Origin of the sequence: Flavobacterium sp. KACC 22761 (assembly GCF_034058155.1) — a bacterium.
Lineage (GTDB): Bacteria > Bacteroidota > Bacteroidia > Flavobacteriales > Flavobacteriaceae > Flavobacterium.
In genome coordinates this window covers 2,596,224-2,619,202 of the sequence record NZ_CP139148.1, presented here as the reverse complement: position 1 = coordinate 2,619,202, position 22,979 = coordinate 2,596,224, and the positions used below count along the sequence as shown (strand labels likewise).

The window sequence follows — 22,979 nt, the reverse complement described above, 5'->3', positions numbered from 1 at the left end:
GACTTTAGATTTCAGATTCTTAGCTTCCTAAAAACCTAATCACTTGTAATCCAAAATGCCTTATTTAAATTTTTTGCAAAGGTAGTTAAAAAAAGTTGCTGAGACGCTAAGTTTCTAAGTACCTAAGTTTTTATTGTTTTTTTGTATAATTTTCAGGAGCTAAATCCAGCTGTCCTCTATATCTTTTGTGGCGAACCCCGCCGCAAAAGGATGCCGTTCCCATCTGGGCTAGGGCACTCATTTTCAAATGAACCTTTCGTTAAACGATTAAACAAATCAACGATTAACCGATTAAACAAAAAAACTACTGATTATAACCAAATCGTTTCAACATATTTGCGTTGCTTCTCCAGTTTTTGTTCACTTTTACATAAAGCTCAATGTGAATTTGTTTTCCAAAGAATTTCTCTAAATCGGCACGGGCATCAGTTCCTACCTTCTTCAAAGCAGCACCTTTATGTCCGATAATGATTCCTTTCTGTGTATCGCGCTCCACCATAATTACTGAACGGATTCGGATAATAGAATCGGTTTCATGAAATTCTTCTGTTACGATTTCTACTGCGTATGGAATTTCCTTAGCGTAATTCAATAAGATTTTCTCACGAATGGTTTCGTTAACAAAGAAACGTTCTGGTTTGTCTGTTAATTGGTCTTTAGGATAATAAGGTGGTGATTCTGGCAATAATTCGATAATTCTTCCGAAGACTTCTGGAACGTTGAAGTTCTGCAAAGCCGAAATTGGGAAAATCTCTGCATTTGGCACTTTTTCTTTCCAGAAAGTAACTTGCTGTTCTAATTGTTCTTGGTTTGAATTGTCAATTTTATTTAAAAGCAATAAAACCGGAATCTTAGCGTGAATGATTTTCTTGAAGAAATCTTCGTCTTTTAAATCCTGTTCGCCTATTTCGACCATGTAGATTAAAATGTCAGCATCTTCAAAAGCCGATTTTACAAAGTTCATCATCGATTCCTGCATTTCGTAAGCTGGTTTGATGATTCCAGGAGTATCAGACAATACCAATTGAAAGTCTTCTCCGTTTACAATTCCAAGAATTCTATGACGAGTAGTTTGTGCTTTTGATGTAATGATCGATAATCGCTCTCCAACGAAAGCGTTCATCAATGTTGATTTTCCAACATTTGGATTTCCGATAATGTTTACAAAACCTGCTTTATGTGACATTTGAATAATATTTTAAGGTGCAAAGGTAGTCATATCAACTCAATACAGAAAATAAAACATTTTTTTAAGTTTTCGTTGGATTTCTAAAAAATCGGCGTATCTTTGCACCCGAAACATCGCGGGATAGAGCAGTAGGCAGCTCGTCGGGCTCATAACCCGAAGGTCACAGGTTCGAGTCCTGTTCCCGCTACTAAAAGAAAAACACCACTTCAACAAGTGGTGTTTTTTTGTTTATAACATTTTGTATTATGGAAGAATTTGTGGTTTACATTCTTTATTCTGAAAAATTCAATAAAAATTATACCGGTTACACTTCTAATCTAATTGAGAGATTCAAATCTCACAATCTTCTTGGAACAAAAGGGTACACTTTAAAATTTAGGCCTTGGAAAGTGATTCATGTCGAATTTTTCAATTCAAAATCTGAGGCAATAAAAAGAGAAAAATATCTAAAAACCGGAATTGGAAGAGAATTTATTAAAAATCTAATTCCTAACATTTAGCTCTTCGGGCTTATATCCGCCGCGGCGGACACAGGTTCGAGTCCTGTTCCCGCTACTAAAAAAATTCAAAAGCCTGAGAACCCTTAATTTCTCAGACTTTTTTTGGTTCGATAAATTTAATCTTAATTTATCAAAAATACCACCCATCCATACTTTCAACAAAAATTGGTTCGAGTCCTGTTTGGTTAGATACAGGCTTATTGTATTATCAAAAGCAAATCAATTGAACTTCTACAAATTTTATTTTCCAATAATATATGGAAATTATCATTAGCATTTTCTCTTGCTTATATATCATCACCATCTTAAAAACAGCAAAATAGCCAGAAACAAATATGTTAATATTTTATTAATTTTTTATTTATGAAATGTAAAAAAATTATTTAATCGATGAAACAATACATTTAATCGATTAAATTGAAGATTAAATAAAAATTAAACAAGCATAATATTACATTTGTATTTTTTATTTATTTGTAATAAATTAACAAGTGTTTAACAAAATTATACCACATGAAGAATGTTATTCTTTTTCTCTTTTTATGCTTCATTACTTTCTCGGAAGCACAGAATAAATTAAAATTCACTTACGACAATTTAACCGGAAATCAAATCAACCGAACTCTATGTATTAACTGCGCATCTTCTAAACCATCCAAAGACAATAATGAGATTCAAGCCGTCGACGAAGAGGATTTGTTAAAATTTTCTCCAACTGATGTCATTTCATATTATCCAAATCCAGTAAAAGAGGAACTGTATCTTAAATGGGATCTTGTTGATGAAAACTTTGTCTCGTCGATACAGGTAATTGGCATCAACGGACAGATATTGACGTCATACAGCTGCAAAAAGGAAATCAATTCACAAAACATTCCTTTTCAAAGTCTGCCTGCAGGGATTTACATAGTATCACTTGCATACCACAACCAAGAACAGAAAACAATAAAAATTATCAAACAATAGCATATGAAACAGTTTTACTTTTCAATTCTAGTTTTTATCAGCTTAAGCGTCTTTGTTACAGCCCAGACAAATCCAACCGGGGCGTCGAATGAGGTCGGAATTACTGAAGGCGACCTTTCTGTAACTCTTTCAGGTGGAGCTTCCTACTCTACTCCGATTGCAGTTCCGCCGGGTATCAACAACGTACAGCCTGAAATAAGCCTTTCCTACAACAGCCAGGGTGGAGTCGGCTCTGCTGGATACGGATGGAATATTTCTGGCATTTCGTCCATTTCCCGAATACCAGCCACAAAATTTCATGATGGGGTAATTGACGCTGTTGATTTCAATGCTCTTGATCGTTTTGCTATAGACGGCCAGCGTCTTGTCATGAAAAACCCTGCACTTACTTACGGTGGAGACAATATTGACTATGAAACAGAAATATACTCCAATCTAAAAATAAAATCTTTTGGAGTCCACCCAAATGGCGCCAATTATGGCCCAGCTTATTTCACAGTAGAATACCCTGACGGATCAAAAGCCTACTACGGCAATTCGACTGATTCGAGATCTATAACCGAATGGTCGATCACATCTTGGGAAAACGCTCAGGGAGTAAAAATCTTGTACAGCTACAACTCTTCTAATAATCTCCTTGAAATCGCTTCAATCAAATACGGGTCGCTTGGCTCGGCATCTCCCATAAATGAAATAAAATTTGCTTATGAAGCCAGCTCCCGTCAAGAAAACTATTATGTCGGAGGACAAAATATAATCAGAAATAAAAGATTAGCGAAAATATAGGGTTTAGGCACTACAAGGTCGAATATATTTCATCATCGCTAAACTATGACAGGGTTTGGAAAATAACCGAAAAAAATGGGGACGAAAGCAAAAGCCTGAACCCGACGGTTTTTTATTACAATAGCACAGACAACAACATTAAATACATTTCAAATCCCACAATTTTAAGCGTTGATAATGTCTCTTCGCTCAATGCCTCAACAATTGCAGGAGATTTTGACGGCGACGGCAGTATGGACTTTATATTATATCCGCTCACAGGTACAAAAGCAAAAAAAAAGATATGGATGTTCAGCGGCATAAGCCCCAATACAAGTGCCCAAACCATTCCTAGTTTAGCCAGTGCTACAGAATTTACGAATGTATTTGACGAAATTTTCCCCGTAAATTACATCAATTACCAAAATTATTTGATGCCTCTTCAAGGCTGGACTGTAGTGCAAGGAGGCATTTTTACAACATATGCTTATGCGCCTTCAGGTGCCGTTGTACAGCAGGATCAAAAATCTTATACATTTCCAAGATTTGTTCTGGATTACGACAATGAATGCGGAGGGGAAACCCCTGACGTAATCTCGAACCCAACAGCACGCATGGCAAACGCAAATGCAACAACTGCCGGATCAGGCTCTATACATTATCATTATGAAAGCGATATCCAGCATGCCTTTATCAGCGGAGATTTCAACGGAGACGGCCTGACTGATATGATTGCAGTGGAAAAATCATTCACCTACCCTTTCACTTCCGGCTGTTCCACTTCTGAACGCACTTATTATGGGGGACAGACTTTCTTTGTTAACTTGGACAAAAGACTTACCAGCAATTATGTAAACGATGCAGGAAACCTTTACTTGAGTTCCAGCGGCAAAATCTTCGTTGCCGATTTTAATGGAGATGGAAAATCAGATGTATACGTTTTCGATAATGGATCCTTGAGCGTTTTTACGCTTAATACCGATAATCATTTTGCATTATTGACACAATCTCTATACGATTCGAGCATTAACACCAGCAGACCGATACTTATCGGTGACTATAATGGAGATGGAAAGTCCGATTTCATGATTCCTATCGAATCAGGAAACGGATGGTATAGATATACATCGACAGGATCTGCATTCAACAAAGAATTTAAAAACATTGCTTATTTGACGCCAAATGACCCGTACAATTCGTATAACTATTTTGCATCTGATTATGACAATGACGGCAAATCCGATCTAACAGTAGTACAAAACAGCAGAAACAGCAGTGCTGGAACCGGTACAATAAAAATAACAGCAATATCAGAAACAGCGCCTGGCAGTTATAATGTTGTAAGCAACACAAGCTCCGCGCAGTCAAATATAGACATTTATGCATTGCCGATATATCTCCCTTCAACAGACAGGCAGCGTCCGCATTTCGAAATTGCATTCATCAACAACAACAAGCTCCATTTCTTCAATTCTCCTCAAGACAGCAATAAAGACCGCTTGGTGACAACCATAACTTATGGGAACGGCGTCCAGCAGTTTATCAGCTACCAGCCATTGGACCCAATTTATGAATACAGTTACAACAGCATATACAACTCGAGCTTGACAACAGAAAAATATCCTTATTTTGATATTGTTTCCTCTCCTGATTTCCAGATTGTAACATCATTGGAAAAGAAAAGCGGTTCTGTATCCAAGATAAAAAGATACGGCTATTATGGAGCGGTAACAAACATGGAAGGCCTCGGTTTTCAGGGATTCAGGTCGATTATGGAAACAAACTGGCATAACAGCAACAATCCGATAACCTGTACGATCACCAACAGAAACATCAATTTGAGAGGAGCAGAAACTGATTCTTACTTTCTGACATACTTGGCTTATCCGTACCGCAACTTTGTGCCTTCAAGCTACACTACAAAATCTAATTCAACATACACTCCGACAACTGGAGATTTGGCCGTGCAGGCAAACAAAGTTTTCAAATTGCAGAATACAGGCTCTACCGTGGAAAACACTTTGGAAAATTCAAGTGTCGAAACTGCAAATACATTTGACTCATATAACAATATAACGTACTCTCAAACAATCATTAAAGAAGGAAGCACTGTTATCCAAACAAATACATCAAATCTAACCTATGAAACTCCTGTAACAAGTCCACGTTACATATTGGGGAGGCTTTCTTCTAAAAACGTAAGCAGTACTGTTCCTGGAAGCCCCACAATGACAAGCAACGAAGCATATAGGTACGACTCATATCAGCTTTTGTCAGACATTGACAGAAGTGCTGCAGGGACATCGACGGTTACTGAGCATCATGATAATGATGCTTCTGGAAATATAATGAAAATATCACTAATTACTCCCTTGTCTACAAGAAACACTTGGTTTGAATACGATCCTTCAGGTCGTTTTCTGGCAAAAAAGACAGACAATGACGCTTTGATCACCAGTTATGAATACTACGATACAGGGATGCTGAAAAAAGAAACGAGTCCGTACGCTCAGACTTCTTACACCTACGATTCATGGCTCAAGCTATTGACAACTACTGATGACAAACTGAACAAAACGGTTGCAAGTTCATACACCAAATCATATAGCGCACAAAATGGCTCTGAAACAACCGTCACGACAACTACTGATGTACTGGACGGGAGCGTCACTGAAGAAAAATTCGATGACTTGGGCAGATTAACGCGATCAGGCAAAAAAGACGTCAACGGAACATTTTCTTACACCTCTTTCTTATATGATATTTATGATCGAAACTATAAAATAAGCGAACCATATTTCGGCGCCAGTCCATCGCAATGGAATGAAACCAAATATGATGTTTACGGCAGGCCTACAGACAATATATCATTCAACGGCAGGACATCTACTGCACTATATGAAGGGCTTTCTACCACATACACCGACGGGGCAAAATCCAAAAAATTGACTAAAAATGCCATAGGCAATATAATTTCTTCCTACCAGCCGTCAGGAGGAACTATATTATACTCGTATTTTGCAAATGGGAATCTGCGCCAGACAAATTATAATGGCGTTGATATAGTAATGGAACAGGATGGCTGGGGACGAAAGTCAAGACTAGAAGACCCATCTGCAGGCATTTTCAATTATAAGAGCAATGATTTTGACGAGATCACTGAAGAAAAATCACAGAATGGAAATGTAATTACGACAATTACCCGTGATCCAAGCGGGAGGCCCATCAACAAAAAAATCAATGGCGGAGGATCAAACAGCGAGACTTCATATACCTATGATTCTTCAAAATTGCCTTTGACCATAAGCTACCAGGATAATAATGAGCCGGCAGGCTCCAATAAAACGACAACAACTATTACCTATAATGATACATTCAAGCGTCCGACTGAAATCAAAGAAGAAAAGATCGGCATCTCAAAATTTACGCGTACATTTGAATATGATGGATTGGGCCGCATTTCAGCTGAAATCAAGACTGCCGAAGTTGGAGGGAAAATAAGTACTGTAAGGACCACAAATGAATATAAAAACGGCAGTCTGTATAAAATCTATGATGCAAACAATAATGTATTATGGCAGGTCAACACTTTGAATCCGAAAGGGCAGATATTGGAAAGTATTTTCGGCAATGGAATAAAAATGACCAATGAATATGACTCAGACGGCTATTTGAAAAAAATACAGCATGACAAGACCACCACTCCCACATCAAACATCATAACCCTTACAAATCAATTCAATAAAAACACGGATTATTTGGACGGTCGCACCAACAGTGCTTTTGGGAACTATACTGAAGCATTTGGCTATGACGACTTAGGCCGCTTGAAAACATTCACAAACAAGCTAGGAATGGTAGAAACGCAGAATTATGATCCTTCAGGCAAAATAACCAGCAATAATCTGGGCACTTATGAATATGACCCATCAAAACCGTATCGCAATACAGCTATCGCATTGACAAATGAAGCTACAGGATACTATTCTAGCAGGGAAGGGATTTTTAATGATACAATGGAAGACAAAAATGGCTGGGGGCCTTCAGCATACCCAAGCTCCACTTTTTATACATATGATAACTCCAGAGCCCATACAGGAGCAACTTCATTAAAATTGACTAATACTTCTTCAAACAAACAATATGTTCATGGCGATAAATGGATTGCTATCGATAATTCACAGCCGACAGAATATACTTATTCAGCCTGGGTATATTCCGAAGGGCCTCAAGCTGAGATATTCCTGTTTATGAAGACTCCGACCGAAACCCAATATTTTACCGATATAAGCAATCAAGTAACCAATGTTACAAATCAATGGTATAAAATTGAAAAGACCGTATTAGTACAACCAAATATAAAAAAACTGAACATCCGTTTGGATAACAATGGTTACGGCAATATGTGGTATGATGATGTGCAGATCCGCAAAACAAGCAATGCGCCAACATCGGAACGACAACTGATAACCACATACAATGGTTTCAAAAGTCCGATACAGATCGAAGAGACCGGGGTAGATAAACTAAGCTTTCTTTACAATGATGATAACCAGCGCAGCATGATGTACTATGGAGGGTTGCAGGCTGAAAAAAATGACAGGCAGTTCCGTAAATATTATTCTTCTGATGGCAGCATGGAAGTCAAGCAGAATACCTTTACAGGAAATATTGAATTTGTAACATATATTAACGGGGATGGATATACTTCTCCGATAGCAGTAAAAAGCGACGGAGTTAATCCTGTAACTTCCGCAAATTTTCTATATTTACACAGGGATTATCAAGGCAGTATTTTGGCCATAACAGATTCAAATGGATCAATAGTAGAAAAGCGCCTTTTTGATGCCTGGGGAAGTGTTATAAAAGTTCAGGATGGTGCTGGAAATATTCTAAATGGCCTGACTGTTCTGGATCGTGGCTATACAGGGCATGAGCATTTGCAGAGCGTAGGGCTTATAAATATGAATGCGCGATTGTATGACCCTGTCATACACAGGTTCCTTCAGGTTGACAATTATATACAGGATCCTACCAGCACACAAAATTATAATCAGTACGGTTATGCTATGAATAACCCATTATTGTTTATTGACCCAAGCGGCAATTCCGTAAAAGGAAATGGAAATGGAAATGACTGTGTAGATTGTGGATGGGGTGCACTTATTGGCAGCGGAATAGCCACTATAGTTGCAAATTGGGATAATTGGGGAATCAAGGATTGGGCTAACAGAAACATCAATGGTGACAAGTTCAGCAAATGGTGGAAAGGCAAAATTAATACCCATAATCTTTTTGGCAGGGATAGTAAGAATTCAACGCCTCCTCCACCTCCAAATATTAGTAGTTATATTTATATTAATAGCAATAATTATTCAGCTGCTGAAGCATCATATTTAAAGCATAATTTTGATATAGAAATAGAAAATGCGTATCCCACGAATGCAGATAAAATTGCTGTCGCTACTGACAAAACATTAACCAATATGAGAGACAAAATCCCCACATTAAAAAATTGGTCCAATAAATCAGGAAAACCTGTAATGTACGCGGAACCAAATTATAGGTATGCACCAAGTGATGGAATTTCTGAAGCGAAAACATTTGCATATGATACAGATAATTATAAAATTTCAACGATTACTTTTTTTAATTCATCTTTTGACTCCTACAGAAAATTAGCGTATAATATGCTTCATGAATATGGGCATTCTTATTTTAATTATACAGGACAATTGGCACCTCTTGTGGGTAAGTATGGCACTTATAGTAAAAAACCACAAGCTTATTCCGAAGTTTATGCTTTTGAATTTGCATACAAATATGGCGGTGTGCCATATAAAAACAATGCTTGGTATCAGACAAATAAAATTTTAAAAGATTCAAAAGATTAATATGAGAAAGATTTTATTCAGTATATTCAGTTTAGTTGTACTAAATTCTTGTTGGAAAAAAGAAGATTCAAAATTTCAGAAAATACCATATAAAGTAAGTGATAATTACAAAGACAGCTTAGGCACCAAGATTGTACCAAATGGAAATCATCAATATTGGGCCTATATGATTTACTCTTATAATTTTGGAAAAGAAAAACATAGAATTTTAAATCAAGGAGGAGATACTCTTCAAAAACAATTCATAAAAACCGAGACTAATGTTAAGGGATTTTTTGAAGGATGCTATCCTAATTATTGCTGTAATTATATTATTACAATCAAAAATGGAAACGTAAAATATTTAAAATCAAAACAAGATTTTATAAACTTCCTTGGCGACATCGATAATTTAGAAGAAGCTGTCTTGCTAGCGATGACTTATGGTTATCTTTTAGACAATGATTTTAAAGGAAGTTCGTACAGAATTAAAGATAATTCATATGAACTTCATCTTATGAAATTTCATGAAAATCCACCACAAAAAGAATCTGTAGAAATTAAAATTGATAAAAAAGGTAATGTTCAAACAAAAAGCCTCGGTTTGTATTGCAAGGGACAAAAATGTTTTGAGTAATAGCATATATTGATTTAGAAAAATAGAATCAATACGAATGTCTTTAAATATAATTCAGCAAAATAGCATGAAGATTTTTTTTTCTAACGTTATCATTTTTTTAATCGTATTACCTTCTTGTTCATATAAGGACAAAAAAGAAGAATTAGAATTAACTCTTTTAAATAAAGAGATTGTTTATTTTTCTGACAATAGTAAAATTGATTCCATAAATATTATCAAGTACAAAATAAAGAACAATTCTGATAAAACATATTTAATCAACAATTTAACTGAAGAACAAGAATTGTCAGAAAAGAAAGTCTTTAAAAATGGTGCCAATCTAAGCATTTATGACGAGAAAAATATTGAAGTCAATTATGAAATTAAACGTTATATATCCGAAAATTTAGATTCCGAAAATTGTGTCAATTTTATGATTGAAGATTTTGATATAAATGAAAAACGATTAAAAAACAACACAAATCTTAAGTATTTTGGGCTCTATGAGCGCAATAATATTTTTTTTATTCATCCCAACGAAACTATTCAATTTCAATATATAATAAATCTTAATAGACCGATTAAGTTCGATGGCGTAAGAGAAGGGTACGTTAATTTGAATTCTAGAAAAGAATATTATGCAAAATTATCAATAGCCAGTGATTCTTCAAATTACAAGTATGTTTTGCCGAATGACATTTTAAATACAATTAAAGACAATAATGTAAAAGTGTATCATGGTATCTTAAAAAGTACTAACACAGTACCTATAAAGGTTCTTGATTAATTTTCCTTAAATCATTACAAAAATGGTTCGAGAATTGTCCCGTTAGGGCTACTAAAAGAAAAGGCTTCAGAGAAATCTGGAGCTTTTTTTTGTTTACCTTTTCTCTGATCCTATTTGCGAACACAGATGGCAAATCTGTATTGTGGTTGTCTACATATGGAAGTGATTGGATCGAAGACTTTTTAAGAAAATTACAATTTCTAGGAAACAAAAAAATACACAAAATCAGAGAGACATTCGCACTGTTTTTCTTTTTATTGCAATGCAATTTTATCTTATTTTTACCACAAAAATTTAGTAAAAATGATTGTCAGTAACGTATATTAAACTCTAAAATAAACCTATAACCCCTAACCTAAAACTAATGTATTACATGAATAATAAAAATCTGATATCAATTTTTATATTATTATTTTTCTTGTCCTTTAAAATTCAGGCACAAGGATCTGATAAAAACGCGAAGGATAGTTTAATGCTGTACAATAAAATGCTTTCGGTAAAACAAGTACAGCAGGATCTTAAAATACTCTTTGCTATAAACGAAAAAGCAAATTCCGGATTGTACCAATACCGTTCTAAAAAACAAGTAGACAGTATTTACAATACAACTATTAAAAGTATAAAAAAGCCTATAAGTGTTACGGAGTTTTACAAAATAATGCTCCATCTGGCAGATTTTGAAGGAAGTGTACACAATTATACGATTCCTGATCTCGACTTAATAAAATTTCTGAACAGGCAAAAATCTTTTTTCCCTTATCCTCTTCTTTACATTGGCGGGCAAATTATTTTCGATGGTCAATCATCAGATATACCAGCAGGTTCAAGAATAAGAAGCATAAACGGGATAAGTGACGCAAAATTGATGCAATCTTTTTATAAATATTATACAGCTGATGGCTTTAATACTACAGAAAAATTATCGGCCAGCGTAAATAAATCGTTTGGAATAAACTATCTGTTGGAATATGGTCTTTCTAATGAATTCAGTATAGAATACAATTCACCAAAATCGGAGTCTCTTGAAAAAAAGATACTTCCTGCAGTAACGCTAAAGCAAAGAGAAGCGAACATTAAAAATAGATTTAGCGCTCCTGTTACTGATTTGATAGATTATAAAAAGCAGTCTCCTTATAGTTTTCAAATGCTTAATCCAACAACAGGTTTATTAAATCTAAGATGGTTTGGAATGGCATACGGATCAGACGATCCTAAGTTTAAAACATATGTTCATTTTTTGGATAGTGTTTTTATAGGACTAGACAAAAACAAGGTTTCTAACCTGATCATTGATGTTAGAAATAATCCTGGCGGAAGTGACCCTAACTTTGAACAGCCCGTAATGTACCTCACAGATCAACCATTCAAGGAAAATGTAAAAGCTACCATAATCTTCGATCCTAACTTGTTGCCTTTCGAGAACTATTTCTGGGGCGTTTCAACATCAGAACGAATGGATAGTATTTCTAAAAAAATGGGAAAAGAATATCTAAAAGATGTTTATCCGGTTTTTAAAAACAATATAAGCGTACAAAACCCAAAATATAATCCGGTTTATTATCCCAAATCACCAAAGTTCAAAGGCAATCTTTATCTTTTGATTAATGAAAATGTCGCATCAGCTGCTTCACATTTTGCTTCCCTAGTAAAAGCATATGTTCCAAATGTTACCATAGTTGGTGTAGAGACTGTTGGCGGTTATTATCGTCACAACGGACACTCTCCATTGGTCTATGAACTTCCCAATTCAAAGATAAAAACACAATTTTCAATTGTAAATCTGGTTCAGGATGCGCCAAAAAAGGAAAATCAGCCAGAAGGCCACGGTATTATACCGGATCATGAAGTGTGGCCATCTTTGGATGATTTTTTCCAACAAAAGGATACACAAATGGACTATACCCTTAAACTTATACAAATGAAATAATTTGGATTTTCATACTTTTAACCAATAGAAAGCTTCAGAGAAATCTGGAGCTTTTTTTGTTTTTGTCTATTTTTACAATCTTCTTTGTCAACATTTCGTCACGTTCACGAGCGGGATGCGAGCGCGAGCGGAGGAAAACGGAGAAGTTGTTTTAATTTCCGAATAATTATAGAATTTAAAAACATGGTTAGGATAAAATACGATTCAGAATATTTTGAAGGGATAACAGCACCTTATATTGATTGGGTTGGAGGTGGAAACTTTGACGGATATTTGATACAAAAAAGTCTAATATTTAGGGAACTTGATAACAAGGTTGAATTACACTCGAAAGTTATTAACGCTAAAAGATATGATGGAAATGTTTCGGATACAATATTGATAGGGCATTACCGAGAAACTGAAAAAGAAACGCTAACATTATCTTTTGATAATTTTGAAATGCGAGGGAAAATATTGGGCTATAAAGAAGATATATTGGCATTCTCTGTTTGGGGCGAAACGCTGAACAAAAACGAAGTCTATAAAATAAATGGATAAAAAAACTAGCTACAGCCCTTGCTCCAAAAAGTCTTGTTCGCAATGCTTTGAAATCCCTAAAGCTTTTAGAACTAAGTAGCTTTTCATAAGTAAAGCTTCAGAGTAATCTGAAGCTTTTTTTTTCAAATTCAATCTAGTTACGCTTCCTGATTATGCCACAGGCTTATCAAACACCCATCCATCAACAATAAGATCCTGAATGGTTTCATTTGAAGAAATTCCTTGGTTTAATGTCAATCTCTCTTTCGGATTATTACTTTTTTTTGGTGCATATTTATGTAGCAAAAAAAACAGAATTAAGCTCGATAAAATTCCAACTATAAATATTTTTAAGCCAAAAGCAGGCAGTACAAAAATCAGAATTAGGAAATAAATTGCATATTTCAATATTGGAGATTTTCGAGAAAGCTCTTGATGAAATTCATAACAATCATTACATCTTGCAATTCCTATCTCTATTTGTTCATATTTTAAACTTCTGTGGACAATATTATTGGTTCTTTCTTTTACTTTATAAAGCTTGATAAAATAGTAATTCTTAATATTTCGAGCTTCGTTTTGAAAACAATAACCACATCGTTTTTCTTTTGGTTCAAGACGCTTTAAAGCCTCATTATAATTGTATTTAGAGAACATCATTTATTAATTTAAATTAAATTTCTTCAGGATAAAATATCTTAGAAATTATGAACTGGAATAAATATGCGATAAGAAGACAAATGAAAAATGGAATTAACAGCTCGACATAATAATACGAACTTCCCTTGCTGACATATAATTCGAAAGCCAATGGAAACAAAACTACTAAAACTACAGACCTTACAACCCCGGCAACTGGCTGTTTTATCAAGTCAAAATAACCGGCAACTCCAGCAACAATAGCAGCTAAGACATACCATTCAAATCCTTTGATACCAAAAACAGGCCCTAAAATCGCAGCCATAAAAATAATGCTTCCGGTAATTTTTTGGTTTTCTTTTTCTGAACTTTCGTCCTGAGCCACGTCTACAAGCTCTCTTTTATACTCTTTCACCACTTCATTAACTAGCTCTTCTGCAGTATTTTCATCATAACCTGCAACAATCAATTTTATAATTTGATTCTCTACAGACAAATTATCTTTTAAATATGCTTCTTTAATCTCCTTTATTTGCTGATAACTGAGCTCTTTTTTCATTAACTAACCGGATCTGTTATTAAGAATTAAATGACTGTAAATTGCTTTTGAAAAATGGTTTTTCAATGCTAATATATAAATTAGATAATAATATACCCGGGGACCGCTTTAGTTTTTTTTCATATCCTAGAAAATTGCTTAGTAAAGATAATGATGTATCAAGTATGTCATTATAAAAAATTAATTCCTATTTTTAATCAGTATTTGATTTCAAAAAACTAAGTATCTAAACCGCCAAAAATGAAAAAAAACTTGCTTTTATTGCTGATTGTTGTTTTATATTCCTTCACAACTCCCGAAGGAACAACAACCGTTTCAGGTAAAATCACAAATACAGAAAACAAAACAATTAGAATTAAAGGAGAGTTATTTGACAAAGAAATCAAGCTAAAAGCCGATGGCAGTTTTTCAGAAAATCTGACAGTAGAATTTGGTCGCGTTTACAAAATCGAAACGACTAAGAATAGTATTCCTGTATATTTAGCCAAAGATTCCAAACTGATAATAAATGCTGATGATGCAAACTTGGCATCAACTTTAAAATTTACCGGCAAAGGAAGTGTCGAAAATCAATATTTAGCTCAAAAACAACTCATAATTTCTGCAAACCCATACGATGTACTATATGCACTTAACGAAAATGAATTCCTGAAAAAATTGCAAGAAATAAAAGCTTCAGTCACTAATTTGTATACAAAAACAAAATTTACTGATGCCTCTTTTAAAGAAAAAGAAGCTAGAAGCATTTATTATTTTGAGCAGAAGAATTTGCTTTTTTACGAAAAAAGCCATGGATTTTATGGACACGACACTAATTTTAAAGTTTCAGAAACATATCCGAAGATTGATGAAAGAATTGATATGGACAATGATTCCGACTTTTTATTTTCAGACGACTATCAACAAATAGTGCTAAACAGATTTTACGAAAACGTGGCAGGAGATGTCAACAATATATTTGCTGATGGAAATAATGCAATCCCAAAAATTAAAGCGCTGAAAAGTCAAAGCATAAAAAATCGATTGATTGAAAATTCAAGTTTCAACATCAACATAGAAAATCCTAATTATGCCAAAATATATCAGGAATATTCATCGATTACCAACGATCCAATATTAAAAGAAAAGCTTACGGCCTTGTACAATACAACAAATGCCGTACAACCAGGGAAACCGTCTCCGACATTTAATTATGAAAATCACAAAGGAGGAAAAACCACTCTAGAAGATCTGAAGGGAAAATATATTTATATTGATCTTTGGGCAACATGGTGTGGTCCATGTGTTAAGGAAATTCCGTTTCTTCAGAAACTGGAAGAACAATATAAAGGAAAAAATATTGAGTTTGTGACTATTTCAGTAGATGCGATGAAAGATCACGACAAATGGAGCAAATTTGTTACAGAAAAACAATTAGGAGGTATTCAGTTATTGGCTGATAACGAATTTAAATCAGAATTTATGAAAGCCTATGGTATCGAGCAAATTCCAACTTTTATCCTTCTTGATCCTAATGGTAATATCGTTTCAGCACGAGCACCAAAACCATCTGACCCAAAACTTATTGAGTTATTGAACAGTTTGAAAATCTAATTCTATTTTAGCGCTCATAAAATCATTATAAAGCTTCGGAGCAATCTGAGGCTTTTTTATTCCTCTAAAATCACAAGCCTAATAATTCAATCTTAAAAACACAAGATTATTCTTTCAAATAAAAATAAATTCCAAATTCTCTATTTTTTTTCACCCTGAAAAAAGAAGAAAAACGCATTCATATTCGTTTCTTAAACTCAAAACAAAATACTATTAACCAAACAAATACAAACTCATTAACTTTTGATATTTATACATCCTGAATGTTCAAAATCATTTTCCTAAAAAAATAAATCGAAAATTTTTTCAAAAATCCTTTGTGTATTCCAAAAATAGTTGCACTTTTGCACCCGCAATAACAAAGCAGGTCCGTTCGTCTATCGGTTAGGACGCCAGGTTTTCATCCTGGTAAGGGGGGTTCGATTCCCCCACGGACTACTAACAAAAGCTTCAGAGAAATCTGGAGCTTTTTTTATTTCGCACACATACTAGATCCAATTTCGGCGCGTTAAATAGCATAAACAAATTGCTATCGGCTTTAAAAAAAAGCCTTAATAATTTAATAATGCGTTTTCTTTATAAGTGAGTATATATTTAGTAAATGTTTTCATAAATTTGCAATCTGATTACAAAACCTACTATTTCCAATCTAAAATTATGATTTTCACATAATTCACGAAAAGTCTTTATTAAAACTATATTACAACAACAATTAAAATCCACAATGTTCACAAAAAACAAACCCCAAATTGTATTTTTTACCCTTTTAAGCTTATTATTTTCCATCACTACATTTTCTCAAAAAAGCCTTTATGGCGGAATTGAAATTGGCCGAAGAGCCATAAAAGTTTCTGTTGTCGATGTAAACAACATCAGAAAAGCAGATTACAAGATCCTTTACTTCGCAACTGACAGACTAGATTTCGCAGCACATATCGCAGAAAAAGGCGAACTTCCTCAAGAAGACATCAACAAAATCAGCGTTACAGTTGTTGATCAATTGAAAAAAATCAAAACAGAATTCAAACTTCTTGAAGAAAATATTTTTATCGTTGCCGCTCCTGTTTTTGCACAAGCGCGAAATGTTGAAGTTTTAAGAAACAAAATCACTACGCTTACAAACAAAAATCTTGACATATTAAACGTAAACGAGGAAGCAAAAACACTGGTAAAAGGAGCTATGCCTCCAGTTGATTTCGCTAATGCTTTCCTACTTGATATTGGCGCTCAAACTACAAAAGGCGGTTATATTGACGAACAAGACGACAAATTAGAATTCGTTCCGTTAGAGCTTGATTTCGGCACAATGACACTTACTGACGCCGTAAAAAAGACGGTTACAAATCCGAACCAAGCAAATGATATGTCAACTTATCAAGAAAAAGCATTTGACTTTAACCCGATTTTGCGCAAAAAAGTAAAAGCATTATTAGATGCAAATCCTCCATTGGCTAAAAAAGACAAAATTTACTTGTCTGGTGGCGCTGTATGGGCTTTCGCAACATTATACTACAATGACGATGTAAAAGATCACTATATTTCTTTAACTTTAGAAGACGTTATCAATTACGACGCAATTTTGAAAAACAATTTCGTGAAATTCACCAACCTTGCTAAAACCAATAAAGAAATTGCAAGAGTTTTGAGCACATACGATCAACAATATCTTATTTCTGCAAATAACATATTGCAAACTTGCTTAGAAAGTATTCCGAATTTACAATCAAAGAAAGTATATTTTGTAAAAGAAGGACAAGTGATTTGGTTGATTTCATACATTGCAGATCGCTCTAAAAAAGTAAACACTAATTTCTAAGAAATTCAAACCTATAAAAAACCACTTCTAGCAAGTGGTTTTTTTTTGCTTTATGCAAAAAAAATTCCAACCATATTTTAAAAACAGAACCCAAAAAATCAGCCGACTTTAGTACATTTGAAATCATAACTCCAAATCAACCTACATGAAAAAAATGCTATTAGCGCTATCCGTATTTCTATCTTTTTTGGGATGCCAAAACAAAGCTGAAAATCAAACAAAAGCAGAACAACCTACAGAAACCAAAGAAGAAATTGGTGCGGCACCAACGTCAAATGAAGACGACTTTTTTTACATCAAGCTCAATACAATTTATGGTGAAAATGGTTTAGAAGATTATGCTAAAGACGCGAGCGAAGTTTCTGGAAAAATAATCAAACGACTAAACGGCGCAGATGGAAGCGAATATTACTTGGTGAAATTACACCAAACTTTAGAATATAGAGAACTGAACCAAAAACCGCTTTTAAAAACCGACTACCTTATTGTTGGCGGAAGATTTCAAGAACAACCGCTACAACCTGGAGCAAATAAAACCGTAGTAAATGTAGCCATTGTTAAAGATCAAACTTTGATAAATGACAGCGAACTTGATTTCAACAAAGCCATTTTTGCTGGTTATGGAGAAGCTACTGAAATTAAAATTTAAAGAAACATTTTGTTGGATTTTTTTGTTGGTCTTTTAAAAACCAGCAAAAATCTTTTTTTTTCATATTGACAACAAAAATGGAGCTCTTAAAAATCAACTCACATTCAAAAGCTTGTTCAACCCTTCTTTTTCAAATAAAATTCTTCCAACTTTAATATCTGACCAACCTTTTTTTAATTTATAAGTAAAAGTCGGAATATTATTGATTAGTTCACAATCCAGATAATAGGTCGAAACAGTATCGTTTGTCATATCTTTTAATTCCTGAATGTGCGTCGAAATTAAGAAAAAAGAATTCGAATAAAGACTAACGCCATTTATGGTTCTGGTGCAAATTTCGATTGCATCTTCAACATTAGTACCGCTAAAAAGTTCATCAAAAACAACAAAACATCTTTTCCCGTCTGCAGCTTTCAAAACAACATCTTTTACATTGACAACTTCTGTCATAAAGTGACTATAGCCATTCAAAATATCATCGCGCTTGTTTATCCCGACTGAAAAATCAGTGCAAAACGGAATTTCCGCAGAAGAAGCCGGAATTCCAAATCCTAAGTTCCCCAAATAAACACACAGACTAACCGATTTTAAAAACGTTGATTTGCCAGACATATTTGGGCCATTCAACACAATTACATTATTGACTGCCCTAAAACTGTTTTTAACAGGATTTTCAAGTAACGGATGGTAAAAATCATTTATCACCAAACTTTTTTCAGCAAAAACCGGAAAAACAAATTCATGGTTAATTATAGCTTTACTTATGGACAAATACGATTCGAACAAAAACAAATCTTCCCAAAAACACTCAATTCTTCCTTCTTCTTTTAAAACCGAAATTTTAGCCAACATATTTTTGACATGCTTGGTTTTCAGCTGTTTTCCTCTAATTATATGCTCAAATTTTGTAAGCTCGAAAAAGGAAAGAAAAGACAGAATTCTGTTTAAATCTTTTCTATACGATTTCGGAAAATGAATCAGATTAAGCCTGAAAAAACAGGTCGATTCCAATCTATGAAAAAAAAGAATCAGCTGATGGATTTTATTGTGAGTAAGAATTTCGTCGGCAGTTGGTCCAAAAAACAAAAAACGCTTCCAATTCAACTCTTCTTCCTTAAAATTGTTTAAGAAATAATGCACTTCATTTAAATACAAAACCGTGTACGAGTAGCTTTTTAAAACCTCTTTATTAAGGATAAAACCCTTCAAAATATTTTGCCTCTCCATTACCTGAGATTCATTTGACAAAGGCGTTTCTAAAAGATGGAGAATTTTTTTTCGAGTAAAGCTATTCAATGAAGAATCAAAAATCAGCAATACTTCTTCCTTTATATTTAAATCCTGAATATTATTCATACTTCAAATTTTCGAGTTTATCTTCAGCAAATTGCGGTTTCAAAATTTAAGTTTTGTTTAAGCTAAAGTACAAAAATACTTCGAAGAATCCTCAGCTTAAAAGTTATTAAATATACAATAAATAATAATTTTTAACAAATAAAATACACCATATTCATTTATAAACGACGAAATACACAAAATACATCATCTCTTCACAAAAAAGACTCAAAAACAAAATTTTTAAAAACATTAAACAAAACACCACAAATTCAAACTTATTTCAAATTGTGAATATCTATTTCTGAATTTGGCTTCTTTTTTCATGGTAAAATCTATCTTTGGCATCCTTAAAAATTACAAAAGAATATGAGCGCAATTTGGTACGAATGCAAAGTAAAATATAGAAAAACCGACGAAACGGGCGGGCAAAAAGTGTTAACCGAACCGTATTTGGTAGATGCAATATCATACACAGAAGCAGAAAAAAGAATTAATGAAGAAATGGCCGCTTATATTAGTGAAGAATTTAAAATCACCAATATAAAAGTGGCAAATTTTGCCGAAATTCATCCGTTTGAAAATGCTGATCGCTGGTTCAAATCAAAAGTTTCTTTAATTGCTTATGACGAAGAAAGCGGCAAAGAAAGAAAATCAAACATGTACATGCTTGTTCAGGCAAATGATGTAAGAGAAGCATACGACAACACGCTTCATGTAATGAAAAACAGCATGGGCGAATATTCGATTCCTGCAATTTCTGAATCACCAATTATGGATGTTTTTCCTTATTTCAGCGGTGAAGAAGAAGAAACTGAAATGCTGGAAAGATTCAATGCCTTGAAAGCTTCAAAACCTGCAAGGCCAGATGAGGAAATCATTGACCACATGGAATTTGAAACCGCAATAGAAGAATAAATTCACTAAAAGCTCCTGAGAAATCTGGGGCTTTTTTTATTTTGAAACCAAAACATTTCCTTCATTTTCAAATCAAAATTAAATCCTATATTCGTTATATTTTTTTTAACTGAAACAAAACCAAATACAACCTAAACCAAAAGCTTCATGGCAAAAAAAACACTTATTTTAATTGCGATCATTTTAAAATTTGTTTTACAGTACGTTTTATTAAGCCCCGAATATGATTTGCAACGCGATGAATATTTGCACCTGGATCAGGCGCATCATTTGGCTTGGGGCTATTTATCAGTTCCGCCGGCGACTTCTTGGTTTTCGTACATCATATTTTTGCTTGGAAATTCTGTTTTTTGGGTCAAGTTCTTCCCTGCTCTTTTTGGCGTCTTGACGCTTATAATCGTGTGGAAAACAATCGAGGTTTTAAAAGGGAATCTATACGCACTGATTTTAGGAGCAACGTGTATTTTATTGTCATCTTTACTGCGACTTAATATGCTTTTTCAGCCCAATTCATTAGATATTTTATGCTGGACTGCTTTTTATTTTACCGTAATTCAATACATTATAACCGAAAAATCAAAATGGCTTTTTGTTGGAGCCCTAATTTTTGCTTTCGGATTTCTCAATAAATACAATATTCTTTTTTTACTAATCGGATTTTTGCCAGCTCTTTTGCTTTCGAAACAAAGAAAAATACTTACTGAAAAGAAATTCTATTTTGCATTGCTTTTAGGTTTTATTCTGATTTTGCCGAATCTTTTATGGCAACTCAACAACCAGTTCCCAATTGTGCATCACATGAAGGAATTGGCCGCAACGCAACTTGTAAACGTTGACCGTATTAGCTTTTTAAAAGAACAAATATTGTTTTTCCTTGGAGGCATTTTGGTTCTGCTTTCCTCCTTTTATGCTTTGCTTTTTTACAAGCCTTTTGCAAAATTCCGATTCTTTTTTACCTCGATAGTATTCACCCTTTTGGTTTTTATTTATTTCAAAGCCAAAGCCTATTACGCAATTGGTTTGTATCCAATTTATATTGCGTTTGGCGCCGTGTTTTTGGGCGAAATTTCGAAAGATATATGGAAACGCTTTTTACAGCCTGTTTTTCTTTTGATTCCGATTTTGCTTTTTGTCCCGATTTACAATGTTGCTTTTCCTAATAAAAGTCCTGAGGAAATCACGGCAAAACCCGAAAAATACAAAAAACTCGGAATGTTGCGTTGGGAAGACGGAAAAGACCACCAACTGCCTCAAGATTTTGCCGATATGCTGGGCTGGAAAGAACTTGCTAACAAAACCGATTCGGTTTATGCTTTATTTCCAAAATCGGAAAACACTTTGGTGCTTTGCGACAATTACGGTCAAGCTGGAGCCATTAATTATTATACCCAAAAAGGAATTAAAGCCGTATCATTCAACGCCGATTATGTCAACTGGTTTAATCTGGACATTTATTACACAAACCTCATCAGAATAAAAGAATTTGATGAAAACAACACTGAAATTGCCGAAACTAGTCCGTTTTTTGAAAAAGCAGCGATTGGCGGGGAAATCACAAACAAATACGCTCGCGAATACAGAACTACAATTTTTGTTTTTACCAAAGCAAAAATCAACATCAACAAAAGATTAGAGCAGGAAATTAAAGAAGAGAAAAACTACGATAAGTAACCTGATGATTGATTTCAAAAATATTGAATATTTAAAGTCTGGAACCAAAAGACAAACCGAAGCTTATGAAACCTTGACAAAAAATAAGGTTTTAGAAGTTCTGGCAGAATTTGACCCAATTTTAGTAGGCACGATTCCAATAAATATTGATATTGGAAACAGCGATTTGGATATTGTTTGTTATTGGCAAAATAAAAATCATTTTATCAAAAGGATAACTTCTCTTTTTAAAGACAAAACCAATTTCAAAATCAGTGAAACGATTATAAATCAAGAAGAATCTGTGCTTGGAAGTTTTATTTTGGATGATTTCGAAATTGAAATCTTCGGACAAAACATTCCGACTGAGAATCAAAACGGATACAGGCATATGATCATAGAACATCAAATTCTGCAATCACGGGATGAAAATTTCAGGAAAGAAATCATAAAACTCAAACAAAACGGCTATAAAACTGAGCCTGCTTTCGGCAAATTATTAGGCTTAAAAAAAGATCCCTATTTAGAATTATTGAAATATAAAATCTGATTTCACAATTTCAAACACACAAAATACTGATTAATAAATAGTTAACCCAAATTTAAGTTTGCTAAAATTTTTTACTTATTTCTTTGAAAAACTGTATTTAGTGCTTATCTTTGCACCCGAAACAT

The 22,979-nt window shown here is 34.0% G+C and carries 18 protein-coding genes and 2 tRNA genes; 16 read left to right on the top strand and 4 right to left on the bottom strand.

Annotation, left to right across the window (positions count from 1 at the left end; all coding sequences use genetic code 11):
• Positions 1 to 304: 304 nt before the first annotated feature.
• A complete protein-coding gene (era, locus tag SCB73_RS11375; protein ID WP_177210694.1) occupies positions 305 to 1,186 on the bottom strand; it encodes a GTPase Era in 882 nt (293 codons plus the stop codon).
• Between the two features lie 117 nt (positions 1,187 to 1,303).
• Between era and SCB73_RS11370 the strand changes: the two genes are divergently transcribed.
• The 9 genes from SCB73_RS11370 to SCB73_RS11330 all read left to right on the top strand — a co-directional run bounded on the left by SCB73_RS11370 (position 1,304) and on the right by SCB73_RS11330 (position 13,166).
• Positions 1,304 to 1,376, top strand: a tRNA-Met gene (locus SCB73_RS11370).
• A gap of 58 nt (positions 1,377 to 1,434) precedes the next feature.
• The gene (locus SCB73_RS11365) at positions 1,435 to 1,689 is read left to right on the top strand and encodes a GIY-YIG nuclease family protein (RefSeq protein WP_320566370.1); all 255 of its coding nucleotides are present in this window, start codon (positions 1,435 to 1,437) and stop codon (positions 1,687 to 1,689) included.
• A 513-nt stretch (positions 1,690 to 2,202) separates the two neighbouring features.
• On the top strand, positions 2,203 to 2,655 hold the full coding sequence (locus SCB73_RS11360) for a T9SS type A sorting domain-containing protein (protein WP_320566369.1): 453 nt from the start codon (positions 2,203 to 2,205) through the stop codon (positions 2,653 to 2,655).
• A gap of 3 nt (positions 2,656 to 2,658) precedes the next feature.
• Positions 2,659 to 3,441 (top strand): SpvB/TcaC N-terminal domain-containing protein, encoded by a 783-nt coding sequence (locus SCB73_RS11355; protein ID WP_320566368.1) that lies wholly within the window; start codon positions 2,659 to 2,661, stop codon positions 3,439 to 3,441.
• 233 nt (positions 3,442 to 3,674) lie between these two features.
• Entirely contained in the window at positions 3,675 to 9,314 is a 5,640-nt protein-coding gene (locus SCB73_RS11350) for an RHS repeat-associated core domain-containing protein (RefSeq protein ID WP_320566367.1), read from the top strand.
• A 1-nt stretch (position 9,315) separates the two neighbouring features.
• On the top strand, positions 9,316 to 9,930 hold the full coding sequence (locus SCB73_RS11345) for a hypothetical protein (protein ID WP_320566366.1): 615 nt from the start codon (positions 9,316 to 9,318) through the stop codon (positions 9,928 to 9,930).
• A 37-nt stretch (positions 9,931 to 9,967) separates the two neighbouring features.
• Positions 9,968 to 10,699, top strand: coding sequence for a hypothetical protein (locus SCB73_RS11340; protein WP_320566365.1), 732 nt, complete (start codon positions 9,968 to 9,970; stop codon positions 10,697 to 10,699).
• 373 nt (positions 10,700 to 11,072) lie between these two features.
• Positions 11,073 to 12,626, top strand: coding sequence for a S41 family peptidase (locus SCB73_RS11335; RefSeq protein ID WP_320566364.1), 1,554 nt, complete (start codon positions 11,073 to 11,075; stop codon positions 12,624 to 12,626).
• Between the two features lie 183 nt (positions 12,627 to 12,809).
• A complete protein-coding gene (locus tag SCB73_RS11330) occupies positions 12,810 to 13,166 on the top strand; it encodes a hypothetical protein (RefSeq protein WP_320566363.1) in 357 nt (118 codons plus the stop codon).
• Positions 13,167 to 13,316: 150 nt separating this feature from the next.
• On the opposite strand, the gene SCB73_RS11325 is transcribed toward SCB73_RS11330, so the two are convergent.
• Together SCB73_RS11325 and SCB73_RS11320 are read right to left on the bottom strand one after the other, a co-directional pair.
• On the bottom strand, positions 13,317 to 13,805 hold the full coding sequence (locus SCB73_RS11325; RefSeq protein WP_320566362.1) for a hypothetical protein: 489 nt from the start codon (positions 13,803 to 13,805) through the stop codon (positions 13,317 to 13,319).
• A gap of 13 nt (positions 13,806 to 13,818) precedes the next feature.
• Complete coding sequence (locus SCB73_RS11320; RefSeq protein ID WP_320566361.1) at positions 13,819 to 14,343, bottom strand: hypothetical protein; 525 nt, start codon at positions 14,341 to 14,343, stop codon at positions 13,819 to 13,821.
• A 240-nt stretch (positions 14,344 to 14,583) separates the two neighbouring features.
• Between SCB73_RS11320 and SCB73_RS11315 the strand changes: the two genes are divergently transcribed.
• The 4 genes from SCB73_RS11315 (at position 14,584) to SCB73_RS11300 (ending at position 18,401) form a co-directional block, all read left to right on the top strand.
• Entirely contained in the window at positions 14,584 to 15,936 is a 1,353-nt protein-coding gene (locus SCB73_RS11315) for a TlpA family protein disulfide reductase (protein WP_320566360.1), read from the top strand.
• 366 nt (positions 15,937 to 16,302) lie between these two features.
• Positions 16,303 to 16,374, top strand: a tRNA-Glu gene (locus SCB73_RS11310).
• 286 nt (positions 16,375 to 16,660) lie between these two features.
• Complete coding sequence (locus SCB73_RS11305) at positions 16,661 to 17,752, top strand: Ppx/GppA phosphatase family protein (protein ID WP_320566359.1); 1,092 nt, start codon at positions 16,661 to 16,663, stop codon at positions 17,750 to 17,752.
• A 145-nt stretch (positions 17,753 to 17,897) separates the two neighbouring features.
• The gene (locus tag SCB73_RS11300) at positions 17,898 to 18,401 is read left to right on the top strand and encodes a hypothetical protein (RefSeq protein WP_320566358.1); all 504 of its coding nucleotides are present in this window, start codon (positions 17,898 to 17,900) and stop codon (positions 18,399 to 18,401) included.
• Between the two features lie 93 nt (positions 18,402 to 18,494).
• Here SCB73_RS11300 and SCB73_RS11295 read toward each other — a convergent pair whose 3' ends face one another.
• Positions 18,495 to 19,757, bottom strand: a complete 1,263-nt coding sequence (locus SCB73_RS11295; protein WP_320566357.1) for a MutS-related protein — start codon at positions 19,755 to 19,757, stop codon at positions 18,495 to 18,497.
• Between the two features lie 348 nt (positions 19,758 to 20,105).
• Between SCB73_RS11295 and SCB73_RS11290 the strand changes: the two genes are divergently transcribed.
• The 3 genes from SCB73_RS11290 to SCB73_RS11280 all read left to right on the top strand — a co-directional run bounded on the left by SCB73_RS11290 (position 20,106) and on the right by SCB73_RS11280 (position 22,854).
• Entirely contained in the window at positions 20,106 to 20,654 is a 549-nt protein-coding gene (locus SCB73_RS11290) for a DUF4494 domain-containing protein (protein ID WP_320566356.1), read from the top strand.
• 147 nt (positions 20,655 to 20,801) lie between these two features.
• Positions 20,802 to 22,325, top strand: coding sequence for a glycosyltransferase family 39 protein (locus tag SCB73_RS11285; RefSeq protein WP_320566355.1), 1,524 nt, complete (start codon positions 20,802 to 20,804; stop codon positions 22,323 to 22,325).
• Between the two features lie 4 nt (positions 22,326 to 22,329).
• Positions 22,330 to 22,854 carry a DUF4269 domain-containing protein gene (locus SCB73_RS11280; protein ID WP_320566354.1) on the top strand — a complete coding sequence of 175 codons (525 nt, stop codon included), beginning with the start codon at positions 22,330 to 22,332 and terminating at the stop codon, positions 22,852 to 22,854.
• Positions 22,855 to 22,979: the final 125 nt, after the last annotated feature.